Origin of the sequence: Gilliamella sp. wkB112, from assembly GCF_001690685.1 — a bacterium.
GTDB lineage: Bacteria > Pseudomonadota > Gammaproteobacteria > Enterobacterales > Orbaceae > Gilliamella > Gilliamella apicola_J.
The window spans coordinates 36,440-53,445 of record NZ_LZGL01000018.1; the positions used below are offsets into that span (position 1 = coordinate 36,440).

The 17,006-nt window shown below is 35.3% G+C and carries 16 protein-coding genes; 7 read left to right on the forward strand and 9 right to left on the reverse strand.

The annotated features are described in order from the left end of the window. Positions 1–104: 104 nt before the first annotated feature. A complete protein-coding gene (locus A9G12_RS09740) occupies positions 105–902 on the forward strand; it encodes a hypothetical protein (protein ID WP_065565661.1) in 798 nt (265 codons plus the stop codon). A gap of 98 nt (positions 903–1,000) precedes the next feature. Here the strand turns inward: A9G12_RS09740 and A9G12_RS09745 are convergent, their stop codons facing one another. From A9G12_RS09745 to A9G12_RS09760, 4 genes are read right to left on the reverse strand one after another with little or no spacing between them, the layout of a single operon-like run. Next, positions 1,001–1,441: a cupin domain-containing protein gene (locus A9G12_RS09745; RefSeq protein ID WP_065565662.1), complete on the reverse strand. Its 441-nt coding sequence runs from the start codon at positions 1,439–1,441 to the stop codon at positions 1,001–1,003. 27 nt (positions 1,442–1,468) lie between these two features. Next, positions 1,469–2,431 carry an aldo/keto reductase gene (locus A9G12_RS09750; protein WP_065565663.1) on the reverse strand — a complete coding sequence of 321 codons (963 nt, stop codon included), beginning with the start codon at positions 2,429–2,431 and terminating at the stop codon, positions 1,469–1,471. 24 nt (positions 2,432–2,455) lie between these two features. Continuing rightward, complete coding sequence (locus A9G12_RS09755) at positions 2,456–2,776, reverse strand: carboxymuconolactone decarboxylase family protein (RefSeq protein WP_065565664.1); 321 nt, start codon at positions 2,774–2,776, stop codon at positions 2,456–2,458. A gap of 36 nt (positions 2,777–2,812) precedes the next feature. After that, the gene (locus A9G12_RS09760) at positions 2,813–3,631 is read right to left on the reverse strand and encodes an SDR family oxidoreductase (protein WP_065565665.1); all 819 of its coding nucleotides are present in this window, start codon (positions 3,629–3,631) and stop codon (positions 2,813–2,815) included. Positions 3,632–3,804: 173 nt separating this feature from the next. On the opposite strand from A9G12_RS09760, the gene A9G12_RS09765 reads away from it, so the two are divergent. The 5 genes from A9G12_RS09765 to A9G12_RS09785 all read left to right on the forward strand — a co-directional run bounded on the left by A9G12_RS09765 (position 3,805) and on the right by A9G12_RS09785 (position 9,050). Beyond that, positions 3,805–4,686: a LysR family transcriptional regulator gene (locus tag A9G12_RS09765; protein ID WP_065565666.1), complete on the forward strand. Its 882-nt coding sequence runs from the start codon at positions 3,805–3,807 to the stop codon at positions 4,684–4,686. 132 nt (positions 4,687–4,818) lie between these two features. After that, a complete protein-coding gene (locus A9G12_RS09770) occupies positions 4,819–5,502 on the forward strand; it encodes a flavodoxin (RefSeq protein WP_065565667.1) in 684 nt (227 codons plus the stop codon). Between the two features lie 234 nt (positions 5,503–5,736). Next, positions 5,737–6,636, forward strand: a complete 900-nt coding sequence (locus A9G12_RS09775; RefSeq protein ID WP_065565668.1) for an AraC family transcriptional regulator — start codon at positions 5,737–5,739, stop codon at positions 6,634–6,636. A gap of 130 nt (positions 6,637–6,766) precedes the next feature. Then, entirely contained in the window at positions 6,767–7,912 is a 1,146-nt protein-coding gene (locus A9G12_RS09780) for an MFS transporter (RefSeq protein ID WP_065565669.1), read from the forward strand. A gap of 85 nt (positions 7,913–7,997) precedes the next feature. Further along, positions 7,998–9,050 carry an alpha/beta hydrolase gene (locus tag A9G12_RS09785; RefSeq protein ID WP_065565670.1) on the forward strand — a complete coding sequence of 351 codons (1,053 nt, stop codon included), beginning with the start codon at positions 7,998–8,000 and terminating at the stop codon, positions 9,048–9,050. Positions 9,051–9,194: 144 nt separating this feature from the next. Here A9G12_RS09785 and A9G12_RS09790 read toward each other — a convergent pair whose 3' ends face one another. After that, the gene (locus A9G12_RS09790; protein WP_065565671.1) at positions 9,195–10,406 is read right to left on the reverse strand and encodes an MFS transporter; all 1,212 of its coding nucleotides are present in this window, start codon (positions 10,404–10,406) and stop codon (positions 9,195–9,197) included. Positions 10,407–10,561: 155 nt separating this feature from the next. Here A9G12_RS09790 and A9G12_RS09795 point away from each other — a divergent pair, with 155 nt between their 5' ends. Continuing rightward, positions 10,562–11,245 carry an ArsR/SmtB family transcription factor gene (locus A9G12_RS09795; RefSeq protein WP_065565672.1) on the forward strand — a complete coding sequence of 228 codons (684 nt, stop codon included), beginning with the start codon at positions 10,562–10,564 and terminating at the stop codon, positions 11,243–11,245. A 123-nt stretch (positions 11,246–11,368) separates the two neighbouring features. Here the strand turns inward: A9G12_RS09795 and A9G12_RS09800 are convergent, their stop codons facing one another. The 4 genes from A9G12_RS09800 to A9G12_RS09815 form a co-directional block, all read right to left on the reverse strand. After that, a complete protein-coding gene (locus A9G12_RS09800; protein WP_065565673.1) occupies positions 11,369–12,061 on the reverse strand; it encodes an L-ribulose-5-phosphate 4-epimerase in 693 nt (230 codons plus the stop codon). 87 nt (positions 12,062–12,148) lie between these two features. Continuing rightward, a complete protein-coding gene (locus A9G12_RS09805) occupies positions 12,149–13,570 on the reverse strand; it encodes a sugar porter family MFS transporter (protein WP_065565674.1) in 1,422 nt (473 codons plus the stop codon). A 77-nt stretch (positions 13,571–13,647) separates the two neighbouring features. Next, positions 13,648–15,156 carry an L-arabinose isomerase gene (gene araA, locus A9G12_RS09810; RefSeq protein WP_065565675.1) on the reverse strand — a complete coding sequence of 503 codons (1,509 nt, stop codon included), beginning with the start codon at positions 15,154–15,156 and terminating at the stop codon, positions 13,648–13,650. Between the two features lie 40 nt (positions 15,157–15,196). After that, positions 15,197–16,858 (reverse strand): ribulokinase, encoded by a 1,662-nt coding sequence (locus A9G12_RS09815; protein WP_065565676.1) that lies wholly within the window; start codon positions 16,856–16,858, stop codon positions 15,197–15,199. Positions 16,859–17,006 lie beyond the last annotated feature (148 nt).

Consider the following 17,006-nt stretch of genomic DNA (forward strand, 5'->3'; position numbering starts at 1 on the left):
GTTAAATTTAAACTTTCACTACCAAAAATCTGAATAATAGCTAACTTAGATTTATTAATAAATATCTATAATTAAAAGTATTTTCTAAAAAAGGAAATTAATCTATGACAACGTCACCCTTGGGAATAAAGATTGTTCATCTTACTAAACTAGGACTTGGTCCGAAATTGACAGTTTATATTTTATTTGCATTCGAATTTATATCTCTTCTAGCTCTTTATCTAATCAATCTATTATCCTTAAACGAAACAATTGTACTTATTACTATTGCAACCATCGTTGATTTAATTCTTTATGCAGTATTTTCCTTTTTTGCACGTAAAAATACTGACATGCAATTTTTTGAAAAAGGTTTAATAATTAAAAAAGGTAGGCAACCGGTAAGTTATTCATACAATCAGGTAAAAAATCTCTATTTTTTCCCTGATCAACATGGTTTTATTTCCATTCTTAGCATCCAAATGGATGATGACCAAACATATTATAGTTCTAATAAATTAAGTGGCGGCAACAAAGAAGCTTGGTTACAAAACTATATAGATGAAGTCTTTGAAGAAAAACTAGCGCTTCTTGCGCAAAATAAATCATTAAGTTTTGAATATATAGAAAATAAGAATAATTTATTAAACTATTTAGTCGGCCGTAATTATTTAAAAAATTTTGATGATCAGAAAAAAGAGATCATATTAACTCAAAATCAAATCCAATTTGATAACATCAATGTATCCCCTTATAATCAGTTACAATCAATTGGCACCCATAATTGGAAAAATACTATCACTATCACTGACATTTATGGAAATGAGTTTTTCTCTAATGATTACTCTAGTCTATCCCAATGTTCGCTATTTATTTGTTTAGTTGAATATTTAATCGCAAATGCCAATAATCAAAGTAACTAACATTTACCAGATTATAGTTAAAATAAGGTTTGTCTAACAAGATACTTCTTTAGTATCTTGTTATTACCCTATAAATCAATGCATTAAGAAAAATAACATTAACCTTTTAATAATTGATACTCTTGTTCCGACACCGGCTCACACCACTCATTACGTAAATCTTCTCCCGGTACTTCTATAGCAATGTGACTAAACCAAGAATCAGCTTTGGCACCATGCCAATGCTTGACTTCTGGCGGTATGACAATAACAAAGCCCGGTTGTAAACTAATTGCTTTTTTACCCTGTTCTTGATACCAACCACTGCCGGCGGTGCATAACAAAATTTGCCCGCCACCTTCACTGGCATGATGGATGTGCCAATTGTTCCTACAACCCGGTTCGAAAGTTACATTTGCCAGAAATAAGGATGTATTGGCTGAATCGGTTAACGGTTTAAGAAATGAATTACCAACAAAATAGTTAGCATAGGAGGTATTAGGTTCTCCTACTCCAAATATATCTGCCTTGGCAAATTCAGTTTTGTCGATTATTTTCATATTAATTATCCTTAATATTAACAATAGTTAAATAGCGCCCATAATGCGATGGGGCAAATACAATTCTTCAAGATAATTAATATCTTCCTCAGTTAATTTTATATTGAGCGCGCCAATTGCATCATCAAGATATTTTGTTTTAGTGGCGCCAATAATTGGTGAAGTCACGCCTTTGGCAAATTGCCAAGCTAACGCAATTTGTGTCATGCTAGCACCATATTTTTCAGCCAGTTCATGTACTCTTAGTGCTATATTGCTGTCATTCTTTTGGGTACCATCATACTTAGCAATAGCGACTTTATCTGTCTTGCTACGTAAAGTATCAGTTTGCCAATTTAAACGAGAAAGTCTGCCAGCGGCTAAAGGACTATATGGAGTTAGTGCAACATTATATTGTTTACAAATGGGAATAAGTTCACGTTCATCTTCGCGATATAACAAATTGTAATGATTTTGCATGGAAACAAATGGTGTCCAACCGCCCTTTTCAGCTGCAAGCTGGAGATTAAAAAACTGATAGCCATACATGGCTGATGCACCTAACGCACGGACTTTGCCCGCTTTGACCAACTCATCTAACGCTTCCATGGTTTCTTCAATCGGAGTGTTATAATCAAAACGATGAATAATATAAAGATCGACATAATCAGTACCAAGGCGTTTAAGTGAGTCGTTAATTTCTTTTGCTATTGCCTGTTTGGAAAGATGCCCTTCATTAAAATAGACTTTGGTTGCCAATATGACTTTTTCGCGAGCAATATTGTTTTTAAGTGCCCGTCCAACATATTCTTCACTGGTTCCATTAGAGTAAGTATTGGCAGTATCAAAAAAGTTAATACCTAGATCTAATGCATGTTTAATAATGGTTTCGGTTTCAGTTGGGTTAAGCGTCCATGCATGCATTTTACTTGCCGGATCACCAAAGCTCATACATCCCAAACAAAAATTGGATACAGTAATATTGGAATTACCAAGTTTTACGTAGTTCATATAATCTCCACTTTTTAAAATCTATTAATCAGTCCAAATATCTTTAGCAAAACGAAAAGCAGCCCAGGCTTTTGGCCAACCAATATAAAAGGCTACATGGGTAATCACTTCAGCAATCTCTTGTTTAGTTATGCCATTGTCTTTAGCTGTTTGCAAATGATATTGCAGAGAACTATCTAAAATACCACTGGCTAACAATGCGGTTACTGTGATCATGCTTCGGTCACGTTTAGATAACTGCTTTTCGCGCGACCACACTTCACCAAATAATACATCATCATTAAGTTGTGCAAACTTTGGGGCAAAATCGCCCAAAACATCTCTACCTGCGGTTACCTTGTTCATTTTTATTCCTTAATTACTTATTAAGCTTAAACTAAATTAGTCAGCTTGACCCCACCAGAATTTTGCCGTGGCACCACCATCAATTAAAAAATCACTGCCAGTAATATAAGCGCCTTTTTCGGACATAATCAGTTCCGCCAGATTAGCAACTTCATCGGGTGAACCACCTCTCCCCACCGGTAAATTGTTAAGCATATTACGGTAAAATTGTTTACGTTCGCCATTAAGCTCATCATTAGCAAGTGGAGTATGAATAATGCCCGCGCTGATACAGTTTATTCTGGCACCATGATGCCCCCATTTCACTGCCTGCGCTTGTACACGCAAAGCATTACCGCGTTTAGAAAGTTGATAGGCCGTTAAACTGTCATCAACGGCTTGAATAAAGGGTAACTTAAGTAAATCTTCGGTAGGTGTTAATGCTAGTGCTTTGGTTTGTTCAATCGGTAACGGTTCTAACCGATGGGCCGATTGCGAACCGATCACTAACGCACTACTGCCTTTTGCCATCACGTCAGCAAAGGAATCTAATAACAGCGCCGTGCCATATAGATCAACGGCAAATAAGCGTTTAGCCGATGCTTGTGATGGCGATAAACCAGCAGTATTAATCAGTCCCATAATATCGCCAAGTTTAACTGCAAAATCGACTAATTTATTAACATTGTCTGGATTTGATACATCACAACCAATGGTATGCACCGTAAATCCAGCATTACGCAGTTCTTGAGCTTGCTTTTCCGCATTGGCTATGTTGACATCCGCTAACACTAATTGTTTACCTACCGCAATGCGCCTGGCAATGGCTATACCAATCGCACCAGCACCACTCAAAACAATCACTTTTGTAGACATTATTAACCTCGATGGTCACTGTTTATGGAGAGAATTCGCTATTTTCTGATGATCAGGCAGCAACTATTTTGCTTAGACTAACTAATCGTTATTTTAGACACTCCCTTTATTGAGATAAATTAGCTATTGTTTTATGGTATGATGAATAAAATTCAACAATTCCCGAGCATATTATGTATAACTTCAATGAATTGAACTATTTTATTACCATTGCCCAAACCGGTAATTTTGTAAAAGCAGGCAAACGGCTGGGAATTTCCTCTTCTGCGGTGAGCCACAGCATACGCAAATTAGAAAATCGCTTAAATTTACGTCTATTTAATCGTTCTACCCGTAATGTCTCACTCACTGAGGCAGGCAAACAACTTTACCAACAAATTTCTCCTTTATTTAATTCTATTAATCATGAAGTTAATGCATTAAATAATTATCTTAATACGCCTGCCGGTACTATTAAAATCAATGCACCAGATTTTGCCATTGAACATATCATCTATCCTAAATTACGTGATTTTTTACCCAAATATCCACAAATTAAAATCGAAATCCAAGCCGATAATAGTTGGGCTGACATTGTTAAACAAGGCTTTGATATGGGTTGCCGTTTAGGTAACGATCTTGCCAAAGAAATGATCGCGGTCAAAATCTCGGCTCCGCTAAAAATGGCATTAGTGGCTAGCCCTAGCTATTTAGTAGGTAAAGATCAACCTAAACAAATTACAGATTTAGATAATCATCGCCTGGTAGGCATGCAAATTTCTGCCCAACATGGCACGGAATTAACATGGGAATTTATTGAAAATGGCAAAATAGTAAAATACCAACCACACTCACAATTTAAAATTAATAGTAGTATACGTAAACAAGCCGTATTAGATGGTTTAGGCATTTCTTGGTTAGGCCGACCCGATGTAGAAAACGAATTAGCCAGCGGTCAACTAGTTGAATTATTAGCTGAATTTGCCATTAGTTACGATTCTTTTTATATTTATTACCCTAGTCGTCAAGGCCACTCAAACGTATTCAAACTAGTTATCGATGCATTAAAATATTAATACCTTAAAAGCGATAAATTGCCTATTTTATGCAACAAATTGCCTTAATTATGTATTCGGTTGCTCGCGACAACATGTTACTCTCATTTAACAACTAATTTTCACCAGTTCAAGTTATTATTAAGGAAGTAAATGATGAACACCGTTTCAAGAAGGTATTTTTTAAAAACCATGGCAACCGGATTAACTGCAATTACCGCTGGTTATCTATTATCAAATAATAAAGTCTACGCTCAATCACCCACCACGCAGCCAAATGGTAACTCTATTTTAATTGTTTACTATTCATTACCAGAAACGAATAGTACTCTCCCTGAACATCGTGAAAATAGTACGGTTACGGTTAATAATCAAATCTTAGGCAATACCCAGTATATGGCGATGGTTATTCAAGAAGCATTAAAAAATGTAGATTTATTCCGTATTGAAACCACTGTTCCTTATGACACTACTGATCATGCCAAGTTAATTGCTCAAGCCAAAAATGAATTAAATAGTAATTATCGACCCGCGCTTAAGCATACTCTCAACAACCTCGATCAATACAATACTATTTTATTCGGTTATCCTATTTGGTGGGCAGATTTACCTACACCCGTTTATTCTTTTATGTCGCAACATGATTTTGCCGGTAAAAAACTCATTCCATTTGGAACACATGGCGGTAGCGGCTTTGCCAATACTCGCTCAACTATAGCCAAACTGCAACCTCATACTAATTTTCATGCTCAAGATGGATTGACAATTTATCGAGACAAAATTGAGAATGCCAAAAATGATGTTGTCGATTGGGTAAACAAACTTTCGTTAGTTTGATTTTAATGAGATTAACTTACTAATTTGCCAATTTAGACAAATAAAAAATTACTTAATAAAATAAATACATCGACTATTATTTGTCTCTATTAATATTTGGAATATTAATAGAGTTGAGCGAATCGGGTAATAATTTGCTATTTTTGTGCATACCTAAAAACACCTAATTGAGATATATTGATCAATAAGTTCTTTTATTGTAGAAAAACTATTCTCAATGACAGGAAGATCAGAATGCCAAATGATCGACTAGAACAAACTAATTATTATCTCAAACGAAAGATAATCCAGCACTTACCACGATCTGCACGTAAATCTACTGTTATTCCGGGATTTATACTCTCACGCCATGATAATGACAGTCCGCAGGAAAATTGCTTTTATAGACCAATGATTGCCTTAGTAGTGCAAGGATTTAAACGATCTATGATTGGTAATGAAGAGTTTAATTATGGTAAAAACCACTTTATGGTAGTTAGTGTCGATTTGCCAGGAAGTTACCATATAACCGGAGCAACTCCAGCAGAACCGTTTATTTCAATTTCAATCAAACTTGACAAACACATCATCAGTCAGTTATTAACTGAAATGCCAATCAAACCGACATCTTTAAAGCGAAAACCGACATCACAAGTTAGTGTTGCGGAAGTATCACTACCAATCCTCGAAAGTTTTTTACGTTTAGTGGATCTACTAGATGAACCTGAAAATATCCAAATCATCGCACCAATGATAATTAAAGAACTGCATTATTATTTGCTTTGTAGTCCGGTTGGCGAAAGTTTGCGCCTTGCCAACTCCAGCGGCACCAAAATTAACCAAATATCAACAGCTATTGATTGGTTAAGAAACAATTACGCCAAGCCACTAGATATTGAACAATTAGCTAAATTTGTCAATATGTCAAGTTCAACCTTTCACCGCCACTTCCGCCAAGTTACCACCTTTAGTCCTTTACAATTTCAAAAACAATTACGCTTATATGAAGCCGAACGCTTAATGTTAGTGGAAGGCAAAGATGTTAAAACGGTAGCCTTTCAAGTTGGTTACGAAAGCCCATCCCAATTTAGCCGCGAATATAAACGCCAATTTGGTGAAGCACCACACCGAGACATGCTCAAAAAACGTAGTTAACATAATCACTACGCTTCTAAGTTAGAATCGTCTCGGTTGGCTAAGTGTGTCTATTATTTATTAAATAAGTGTTTTCAATCAAATATAAGAGTATTATTTTTAATTTGGTTAATACGCTGGAAGTTTGCAGATGAACTTTATCAAAAATTATGGGTTGGTAATGCTTATTGGTTTGGCGGGATTCATTTCTGCCGCTGACAATTGGGTTGCTTCACTTTTATTGCCTAATATTGCTACTGACTTTGGACTTGCCATCTCACAAGTGAGTATCGTGCTTACAGCTTATTTGCTTCCTTATGGTGTACTACAGCCTTTTTATGGATATTATAGTGACAAATATGGTAGAAAAAATATATTACTTGCCTTAATGTTGTTATTATCACTTGCCACCCTGCTTTGTTCTTTTGCACCAAATTTGCTATTGCTAACCATTTATAGATTTATTACAGGACTATTTGCTGCTGGCATTGTCGCCGTATCACTAGGTATTTTAGGTGAGTTATATAAAAATGAAATATTAACTAAACTAGTTGGTATTTTTCTGGGATTAATTTTTCTAGGGCAAGGATTAAGTTCGGCTATTGGTGGTTGGCTAATAGAAATTAGCACATGGCGAAATATTTTTCTAATATTTTCTATATTATCCCTGTTATCTTTTATGACACTTTTTAGCTTGCCAACTAGCCCGAAGAATATGGCAAAATCAAATTTTATCCCTACAACTGTTCTATTACTGAAAAATAAAGCCTTATTAACGGTATATTTTCTAGCTTTTTGTAATGGATTTATAGTACTAGGCAGTTATTCTTTTATCGGCTCGTATTTTTTCAAATCGCTGGCTATCGATTATAAGTATGTTGGTCTGGGACTAATGTTATTTGGTTTAGCCTGTTTTTTTACCGGTTTTATCAATAGGATTTTTTTAAAAAATATTGCCTCTAAAAATGTCGTATTTTTAGGTTTAAGTTGCTCACTAATCTCGTTATTACTATATTGTTGTAATAGTGTTGCTTTAGCTTATCTGGCGACTATGATGCTTGGAATTGGTTATATATTAGTTCAATCAATTTTAGCTAGTAAAGCCCTTGAACATGCAGGTGACAATAAAGGCTTATCTTCCGGACTCATTGGCGTGGCTATCTTTGGTGGTGGCGGGATAGGAACTTATTTAGGCAGTTTCATATTAAACGTAATGCAATACCGAATGCTATTTAGTATCTATATTTGCTTGTTATTAATACCTTTTTGGTTAGTATTTAAAAGTCGGAAATTTTAATTAAAAAATAATAAATTTTGTTATATTTTTAAATACTAAAAATTGGCTTACTTTAAATAATTGTTAATATAGGAAGCATTAATACATGTCGAGACTTTTAGTTTTTCTATTTACGTTAGGATTTATTTCTATGAGTAGTGCCAATACATTACAAAAACAGGATTTTTATATTGAGTCATGCTTTGACAAGCAACGCTTATTTATTAGAGAAATTAAACTTGCAGCAAATAAAAATGTTAATAAACCCGCCCCAGTACTTCTAATTCATGGAGCCAGAGTACCAGCAATAGGCTCTTTTGATTTACCCGTTGCGGGAGGATCATTAGCAGAGGAACTCGCTAAAGCAGGAATAGATACCTATTTATTAGATCTCAGGGGATATGGTCAATCAACTAGACCAACTGCGATGTCACAGCCAGCAGAACAATCCGCACCCTTAATTAGAACAGATTCAGCCGTAGCTGATATTGCCTGTGCCATTAATCACATTATGCAATTGTCAGCTTCGTCTAAAGTCAATTTATTAGGATGGGCAACCGGTGGGCATTGGTCTGCGGCTTATGCGACTAAATATTCAGCAACGGTGAATAAACTGGTAATCTATAATTCACTGTATGGCACAACACAAAATCATCCAATACTTGGTAAAGGTTCTTTTTTGGACGATCCTGCACATTCAGGCCAACTTAATCCAAACATAGGTGGTTATCAACTCAATACCCAAGAGAGTCTGTTCCCAGCATGGGATAACAGTATTGCTGTAGAAGATAAAAATTTGTGGCGCGATCCTTTAGTGAGCCAAGCGTATGCACAAGCAGCATTAGCTTCCGATCCACAATCTTATACCCATACTCCCCCGCAATTCCGTTCACCTAATGGTGCTATGGCTGATAGCTTCGAGCTGGCAATTGGCAAACGGCAATGGCAAGCAAAAAATTTGACTATGCCAACGTTAGTGATCTTCTCACAAAATGATTTTTGGAGCCGTAAAGAAGATGCCTTAGCAATCATCAATGAAGCACCTAATGCAAAATTAGTTGAGATTGCAAATGGAACTCATTTTGTTCATTTGGATAGGAATCCATATGGACGAAAAATTTTTGTAGATAATGTGATTAATTTCCTGACTACCAATTAAAATCTAGTAGCTAGTTATTATTTTTTGCCTATGCATGATTAATTACAATATGACTGTTTGTTGGCAAACAACTTGCCAATTATTTAGCTTTTTTCAACTCATTTTTGTTCGTCACAAGATATCAGCTTCAGTGCCAACCCTCTGCTATTGGTTATTTTTAATCGCTTGGTTATATCTGAACGAATAAATAAACATACAGATTAGGATCATGAGAGTTAATCCCCATAATTGTTGATACATTTCCACATTGGATTCTGCATCAGAATAATTTAAATTGGTGCCTAAAATAACTAAAGCATACTCGGTACCTAAAATAATGCCTAAATTTTGACACAGTCTTAACATTCCACCAATCGTAGATTGTTTATCTGGCTGTTGTTGCATTGCTACATGGATTAATGAACTTTGCAATAACCCACCACCAATACCGTAACCTAAAGCTGCTACAATATATGCACATGCTGAAATATTTAAACTCGTGCTCCAAAATAAAGTAAATGCCAGCAACATTGCCGGTAAAGCATAGAGCAAGATTATTTGGTTAACATCTTTGCCTAATAATTTTTTGATTAAAACACTTAAAGTCACCCCAACTGGTGAAGCCATACAAATTAGTCCTATAATATCAATAGGATAATTAGTTTCCCTGATCAACATAATTGGGGAAACAGAAAAAATAACTCCAGCAGTAAACCCAAAAATAAAACTACCAACTGCCACATACCTAATAGTTGACTGAAGTAATAACTCGAAAGCGAATAAAGCACCGGCACGATGCCTGTTATAAGGTGATTTATTTAGTGACAACGTCACTGCCAAACCTAAAATACAAAAAGGAATATTAATAAAAAAGAGTAATCGCCATTGCCAATATTGTAAAATAAAACCACTTAAACTAGGTCCCAATATTGGCCCTATACTAATGGCTAACATAATTACCGCATTCAATTGCAATTTTTGCTTAGTTGATTGTATTCCAGCTATTCCTAAACAATTTGCTTGTAATAATGCCGCCGCTATCCCTTCCCCACATCTAGCTAAAATAAATTGCCAAGCTGATTCACTAATTCCAGCTAAAAATGAAGTTATGGTAAACAGTAAAAAACCCAACATTAACGCAGCTTTTTGCCCATATACATCGCCAAACCAACCACTAGGTATAAGCAAAATAATCAAAAATAATAAATATAAAGTAACCGATAATCCTATAAACATTAATGAAGTAGCAAAACTATTTGCTAGTGAATTCAGAATTAAATTAATAATACCGGTATCAAGGGTTGATAAAAATAAGCCTAAACCACAAATAATATAAATAGAATAACTGGGTTTTGCATCAGTGGTTTGATCACTCATTAGCTACCTACTATAAAGCCAAGTTTTAATCATAATCATATTTCATGAGTTTATTTATGATTAGTTAATTATGTTTAAAATTAAGTTGAAACATATAATGCAAAAGAGGAGTAAGATTGTGTAGGTTAATAATCTATTGGGGTACCATTAAATAGATGAGTAAAAAGTTATATTGTGAAGATTTAATCCATTTTTCTGATGTCATGTCGGACTTTAATCGAGTAATGATTATTACTGAGTTAATGAATGGTCGAGCCCTTTGTGCATCATGGCTGGCAAAACAATTAAATTTATCACCATCGGCAACGCGGTTTCATTTAAAAAAACTAGAAGATGCTCAACTAATTCATCAAAGAACTTGCGGCAGGCACCATTACTATGAAATTAACAATCAAGATACAGCCGATTTTATAGAATCAACCTTTAGAATTATTCCGCCCAATGATTATCTAATTTTAACCAATACCAGCAACAAACAAAAATTTCAGCAAGCGCGAACTTGTTATAAGCATTTGGCCGGCTCATGGTCGGTAACATTAACGCAATCATTACTACAAAATAACTTAATAGCAATTCAAGAAGATCTGTTTTTAATTACTACTGCAGGAAAAAAGTTCTTAAATCACCACCAATTATTACCTGATGACTTTGACAACAAAATTGCTGGCAAACGTTGTATAGATTTTACCGAACATCGCGATCATATAGGTGGTCAATTAGGCTCACAACTACTAAAAGCAATGCTATACCAAGCTTGGTTTAAACAAGACATTAATCGCAGGGAATTAACCATTACCCTATTAGGTAGAATAAAACTTAACGCTATAATGAATGTTTAATCATATTAAAATTAGCTGGTATTCTAGATTTATTAAAAGTTAAAAACCCTACTGAAATATCTGGAAGTTAATTAGTTCCAAACTTTCATAAGGGTTAGTTTGATGGACTATAAGTATAATAGTTTATCCTTGTCCGTAATATGCATCTTTACCATGTTTACGAAAATAATGTTTATCTAATAATTCAGATTGAATCTTAATACCAATATTAAGGTTACGTGTAGCTAATGCCATTGCTGCAACCTCTTCTAATACAACGGCATTGTGTACAGCATTATTAGCGTTTGTTCCCCAAGCGAATGGTCCATGTCCAGATACCAACACACTTGGAATTGCCATAGCATCAATTGAACGTTTGCTAAACTCCTCAACAATCACCTTACCAGTATTTAACTCATAATTAGTAGCTATCTCTGTGGCCCTTAATGTTCGTGTGCAAGGTATATCGCCATAAAAATAATCAGCATGTGTGGTGCCTAAAGCAGGAATATCCAGTCCAGCTTGTGCCCAAATGGTGGCATTGCGCGAATGAGTATGAATAATTCCACCAATCTGGTCAAATGCTTTATAAAGTTCAAGGTGTGTTTCAGTATCACTCGAAGCATTAAGGTGCCCCTCTACCTTTTTTCCATCAAGATCAACAATCACAATATCATCAACCGTAAGCTTATCATAAGCAACTCCAGATGGTTTAATAGCAATGATGCCATTTTTTCTATCAATTTCTGACACATTCCCCCATGTAAAGGTCACAAGTTGGTAAAATGGCAGTAATAAGTTTGCGGCCAATACTCGTTCTTTTAATAATGTATACATGCAAAGCATCCTATTTAGTAATCCAAACCGATCAAATGATAGCAAAGGACGTTTTGATACTAATTGTCCTTTGCTTATCATATTTTTTTATTTATCGTTACCGATATAACGTAGTTTTTTGCCTAACATCAGATTTTTTTCAATGTGTTCTAATGAAATATTTTTTGTTTCAGGAACAAAGAAAATAACAATAAAAATGAATAAAATATTCAAACCGGTATATAACCAAAATGTTTGTGCAACACCGATATGATTTAATAATGTGAGGAATGTTGCGCCAATAATCATATTAGATATCCAGTTTGTGGTAGTTGAACAAGTCACGCCAAAATCACGACTTTTTAACGGTTGAATTTCAGAGCAAAGAATCCACACTACTGGAGCAGCACTCATTGCATAACCGCCAATACACATAATCGCCATACCTACGGCTGCATAAGAAGTTACTGATGAGGCATTACCATTTTCAATTAGTAGCAAGCAAATACCTAAAACTAGCGTTCCTAATGCCATAATGCTGAAACCTACTTTTAAAATTGGTTTTCTTCCTAATTTATCTACTGTAAAGATTGCAATAAAAGTGGCTAAAACAAAGGTGAGACCAACAATAATTGTTGCTATCATTTGTTGTTCGGTTGTTGCAAATCCAGCAAGACTAAAAATTTTAGGAGCATAGTACATAATGATGTTCATGCCAGTGAACTGTTGCATCGCTTGTAATGCCATACCGAGATAAACAGTGCGGCGTACATTTTTATTAATCTTAAATAATGTCCACCCTTCTTGTTTTTGTTGTAAACTTTCTTTGATATCATCAAATTCTTGTTTTACTTTTACAGGATCATTTCGGATCAACTTTAATACCTGTTCGGTTTCATTCAAACGACCTTTAGATGCAAGCCATCTTGGACTATTTGGCAGGAATATAACCACAAGAAAAAGAATAATAGCTGGAACTGAGATAATTCCAAGCATCATTCGCCAATTACCAGTAAAACTAAAATATGTATCAGATAAAAATGCTAATAAAATACCAATTGTTACTAATAATTGATATGCAGCTATCATTTTCCCCCTAATATTTTCTGGTGCCATTTCAGAAAGATATAGTGGCGCAGTATAGGAAGCGATCCCAACAGCAAATCCTAAGATAAGCCTCCAAACTAGTAGCACTTCCACATTAGGAGCCAAGGCTGAACCAAAGCAACTTACAATAAAAAATAATGCACCAGCTAATAAACTATACTTTCTTCCTAAATAAAAAGATAACCAACCATTTGATAATGCTCCCAAAGCGGCACCTAACATCATGGAACTTACGACCCATTCTTGAAGTCGAGTAGTGAGCTCAAATTGGGTGGTGATAAAAGGTAAAGCTCCAGCAATTACACCAATATCCAAACCAAACAGTAACCCAGCCATAGCAGCCGAAAAACCAATTAAGAATGTCATTTTTTGGGCAGAACTTTTTGTCGTTTTATTCATCATAGTAGGCGTATCCATATCCATAGATTTACTCCTTTCATTATGTATTGTTGAGAACAATTGGAGACAATATCTCCAATTATCTAATTTAAATAATTGCTTTAAGCATAAGGATTACAATACGCAATCTCGTTCCAACGTAACTCATTTCTAAAATCACTAATTTTTGTTTCTTCATCAATGACTAATAATTCAATATTATGGAGTTGTGCATAAAGTCTAAAATAATCCATTGATAGTGCTTGGGTATAAACAGAGTGGTGAGCAGCACCAGATAAAATCCACGCTTCAGCAGAAACATCCAATGATGGTTTTGGTTTCCAAACGGCACAAGCAACTGGTAATTTAGGTAACGGATTAGGTTGTTTGACCGTTTCTAACGCATTTGCCACCAATCTGAAACGATTCCCAATATCAATCAAACTTGCATTAATTGCGTAGCCTGGTTTGGATGAAAAAATAAGACGAGCAGGATCAGCTTTATTACCAATACCTAACGGTTGAATATCTAATAATGGTTTAACACCATCATCAACAATGCTTGGGCAGACTTCTAACATATGTGAACCTATAACAAGTTCATTACCTTTAGTAAAATCATATGTGTAATCTTCCATAAATGCTGTGCCACCAGGTAAACCTTTTGCCATCACTTTCATTGTTCTAAGAAGTGCTGCAGTTTTCCAATCACCTTCACCAGCAAAACCATAGCCTTTTGCCATTAACCGCTGAACAGCTAGTCCTGGTAATTGTGCCATACCATGTAGATCTTCAAACGTTGTAGTAAAACCTGAAAAATTACCTTGTTTCAAGAATTGCTGTATACCAAGTTCAATCCTTGCAGCATCAATTAAATTTTGTCTTTTTTCGCCATTAATTTGTGCGACCGGACTAATTTGATATAGTGTTTCATATTCATCAATAAGTTGAGAAATATCACCTTCCTTAACTGAATTAATAACAGCCACTAAATCACCAACAGCATGTGTATTAACTGAATATCCAAATTTAATTTGTGCAGAAACTTTATTACCTTCCGTTACTGCAACTTCTCGCATATTGTCACCAAATCGAACTAACTTCATGTTTTTTTCTTCATTAATCGCAACACAAACCCGCATCCATTTTGCGATTTTTTCATGTACTTCTTTATCTTTCCAATAACCCGTTACCACAGAATGAGGAAGGCGCATACGAGAACCGATAAAACCAAATTCACGACCACCATGTGCAGTTTGGTTAAGATTCATAAAATCCATGTCCATTGAACCCCAAGGAACAAGTTCATTAAATTGAGTATGCAGTTGTAGCAATGGTTTTTGTAAATGGGTTAAACCATTAATCCACATTTTAGCGGGTGAAAACGTATGCAACCATGTAATTAAACCAACACATTTTTTGGAATAGTTAACTTCTTGACATAATGTATAAATATCATCAGGTCTGGTTGCTAGTGGTTTAAGCACAATTTTAATTGGCAAATTTGCTTCTTTATTAAAATAATCAGTGACATATTGAATATTTTTTTTAATTTGTTCTAATGCTTCTGGCCCATAAAGATGTTGACTACCGGCAACAAACCAAATTTCAGCTTCTTCATAAACAAACATAATGGTCTCCTTCGAATGTTTCGTAAATTGAATATAACAACTAAACGTAATAGTTAGGTTCGCAAGATACTGACCAAACTAAATATTTTTCATACAGTTCTTGATATTTTTCTACCCGCTCAGCATTTGGAATAAATGTGGTTTCGATCTGACTGGACATCACTTTTTGTGCAGTTGGAATATCCGGATAAAGATTGGCAGTAACAGCTGCAAATATCGCAGCACCTAATGCACAACACTGTTCAGAATTTACAACTTTTAATGGACGATTCATGACATCAGCACATGCTTGCATGATGACCGGAGATTTTTTAGCTATCCCACCTAATGCCACAATGTTATTGACCGGAACATCCTGTTCGATAAAACACTCCATAATGGCCCTTGCTCCAAAAGCGGTAGCTAAAATCAAACCACCAAATAGCGTTAATGCATCGGTTGAAATGGTTAAGTTGGTGATAACACCTTTGATTCGTTGATTCGCAAATGGTGTTCTACGCCCATTAAACCAATCAAGAATGACGGGAATATTGTCTAAATTTGGATTTTCAGACCATTGTAGAGCAAGCTCATGTAATAGCTTATTTTTTAATTGTTCAGCACCAGTTTGCAATTCTGGCGATTGTTTCACTAACTGTTCAATAGGCCAACATAAAAGTTTTTGATACCATGCATAAATATCACCAAAAGCCGATTGTCCCGCCTCTAGCCCTATATAATTTGGCATCACACTACCATCAACTTGACCACAAATACCTTTAACAGAACGATTTTGAATTACATCTTGCTCTGCTAATAAAATATCACATGTAGATGTACCTATGACTTTTACTAAAGTATACGGCTCTGCTCCAGCGCCAACGGCTCCCATGTGGCAGTCAAAAGCACCACCGGCGATCACGACTGATGAAGGTAAACCTAACTTTGTAGCCCATTGTGGTGTAATGATTCCTATCTTTTTATCCGCGGTATATGTTTCTTTAAATAGTGGGTATGGCAATGCATTAACCAATGACGGATCCAGTTTTTCAAAAAACTCATAAGGAGGTAAACCATCCCACTTTTCGCTCCAAAAACATTTATGCCCTGCAGCACATCGTCCTCTTTTAATTTTATCGGGGGCTGTTGTGCCCGACAATAAAGCCGGTATCCAATCACACAGTTCGATCCACGATGCAGATGCTTGTTTTACCGCATTATCTTGACGAAAAATATGCATGATTTTTGCCCAAAACCATTCTGAAGAATACACACCACCACAATATTCCAAGTATTTTGAATAAGGTTGAATTGAACACAGATGATTGATTTCTTCAGCTTCATTCACCGACGTATGATCTTTCCATAAGATAAACATCGCATTCGGATTATTCATAAATTCAGGTTTTAGTGCTAAAACATCACCATTTTCATCAATTGGTGCGGGAGTTGATCCGGTAGAATCAACACCAATAGCCACGACATTTTTAGCATAAGTATCCAATTGTTTGACAACAGATTGAATTGATTGGGTCATTGCCTCAATATAATCAAGTGGATGATGTCTAAATTGATTCTTTTTAGGATCACAAAACTGCCCTTTTGACCAACGCGAATAATAGACAACTTCAGTCGCTAATTCTTGACCATTTTGACAATTAACAGCTAAAGCTCTAACAGAATCGCTGCCAAAATCTAATCCAATCGTTATTTTTTCATTCATTGAATAGCACCTCAAAGACTAAGTAAATTGAACTTTTACGGAAGAATAATTAATTTAACTGGAAACAAGTAGGTTATTTGCTGCTATAAATATAGACGATTCTGTCTAGGTCAGTTATTTTGTGATATAGATCTCATAATTAAGACTA

Excerpts from the sequence above, each read along its gene's own strand:
- araA (WP_065565675.1), bottom strand. The coding sequence starts at position 15,156 with ATGTTTGTTTATGAAGAAGCTGAAATTTGGTTTGTTGCCGGTAGTCAA.
- A9G12_RS09750 (WP_065565663.1), bottom strand. The coding sequence starts at position 2,431 with ATGAACTACGTAAAACTTGGTAATTCCAATATTACTGTATCCAATTTT.
- A9G12_RS09765 (WP_065565666.1), top strand. The coding sequence starts at position 3,805 with ATGTATAACTTCAATGAATTGAACTATTTTATTACCATTGCCCAAACC.
- A9G12_RS09805 (WP_065565674.1), bottom strand. The coding sequence starts at position 13,570 with ATGGATATGGATACGCCTACTATGATGAATAAAACGACAAAAAGTTCT.
- A9G12_RS09740 (WP_065565661.1), top strand. The coding sequence starts at position 105 with ATGACAACGTCACCCTTGGGAATAAAGATTGTTCATCTTACTAAACTA.
- A9G12_RS09755 (WP_065565664.1), bottom strand. The coding sequence starts at position 2,776 with ATGAACAAGGTAACCGCAGGTAGAGATGTTTTGGGCGATTTTGCCCCA.
- A9G12_RS09815 (WP_065565676.1), bottom strand. The coding sequence starts at position 16,858 with ATGAATGAAAAAATAACGATTGGATTAGATTTTGGCAGCGATTCTGTT.
- A9G12_RS09800 (WP_065565673.1), bottom strand. The coding sequence starts at position 12,061 with ATGTATACATTATTAAAAGAACGAGTATTGGCCGCAAACTTATTACTG.
- A9G12_RS09790 (WP_065565671.1), bottom strand. The coding sequence starts at position 10,406 with ATGAGTGATCAAACCACTGATGCAAAACCCAGTTATTCTATTTATATT.
- A9G12_RS09775 (WP_065565668.1), top strand. The coding sequence starts at position 5,737 with ATGCCAAATGATCGACTAGAACAAACTAATTATTATCTCAAACGAAAG.
- A9G12_RS09770 (WP_065565667.1), top strand. The coding sequence starts at position 4,819 with ATGATGAACACCGTTTCAAGAAGGTATTTTTTAAAAACCATGGCAACC.
- A9G12_RS09780 (WP_065565669.1), top strand. The coding sequence starts at position 6,767 with ATGAACTTTATCAAAAATTATGGGTTGGTAATGCTTATTGGTTTGGCG.
- A9G12_RS09745 (WP_065565662.1), bottom strand. The coding sequence starts at position 1,441 with ATGAAAATAATCGACAAAACTGAATTTGCCAAGGCAGATATATTTGGA.
- A9G12_RS09795 (WP_065565672.1), top strand. The coding sequence starts at position 10,562 with ATGAGTAAAAAGTTATATTGTGAAGATTTAATCCATTTTTCTGATGTC.
- A9G12_RS09785 (WP_065565670.1), top strand. The coding sequence starts at position 7,998 with ATGTCGAGACTTTTAGTTTTTCTATTTACGTTAGGATTTATTTCTATG.
- A9G12_RS09760 (WP_065565665.1), bottom strand. The coding sequence starts at position 3,631 with ATGTCTACAAAAGTGATTGTTTTGAGTGGTGCTGGTGCGATTGGTATA.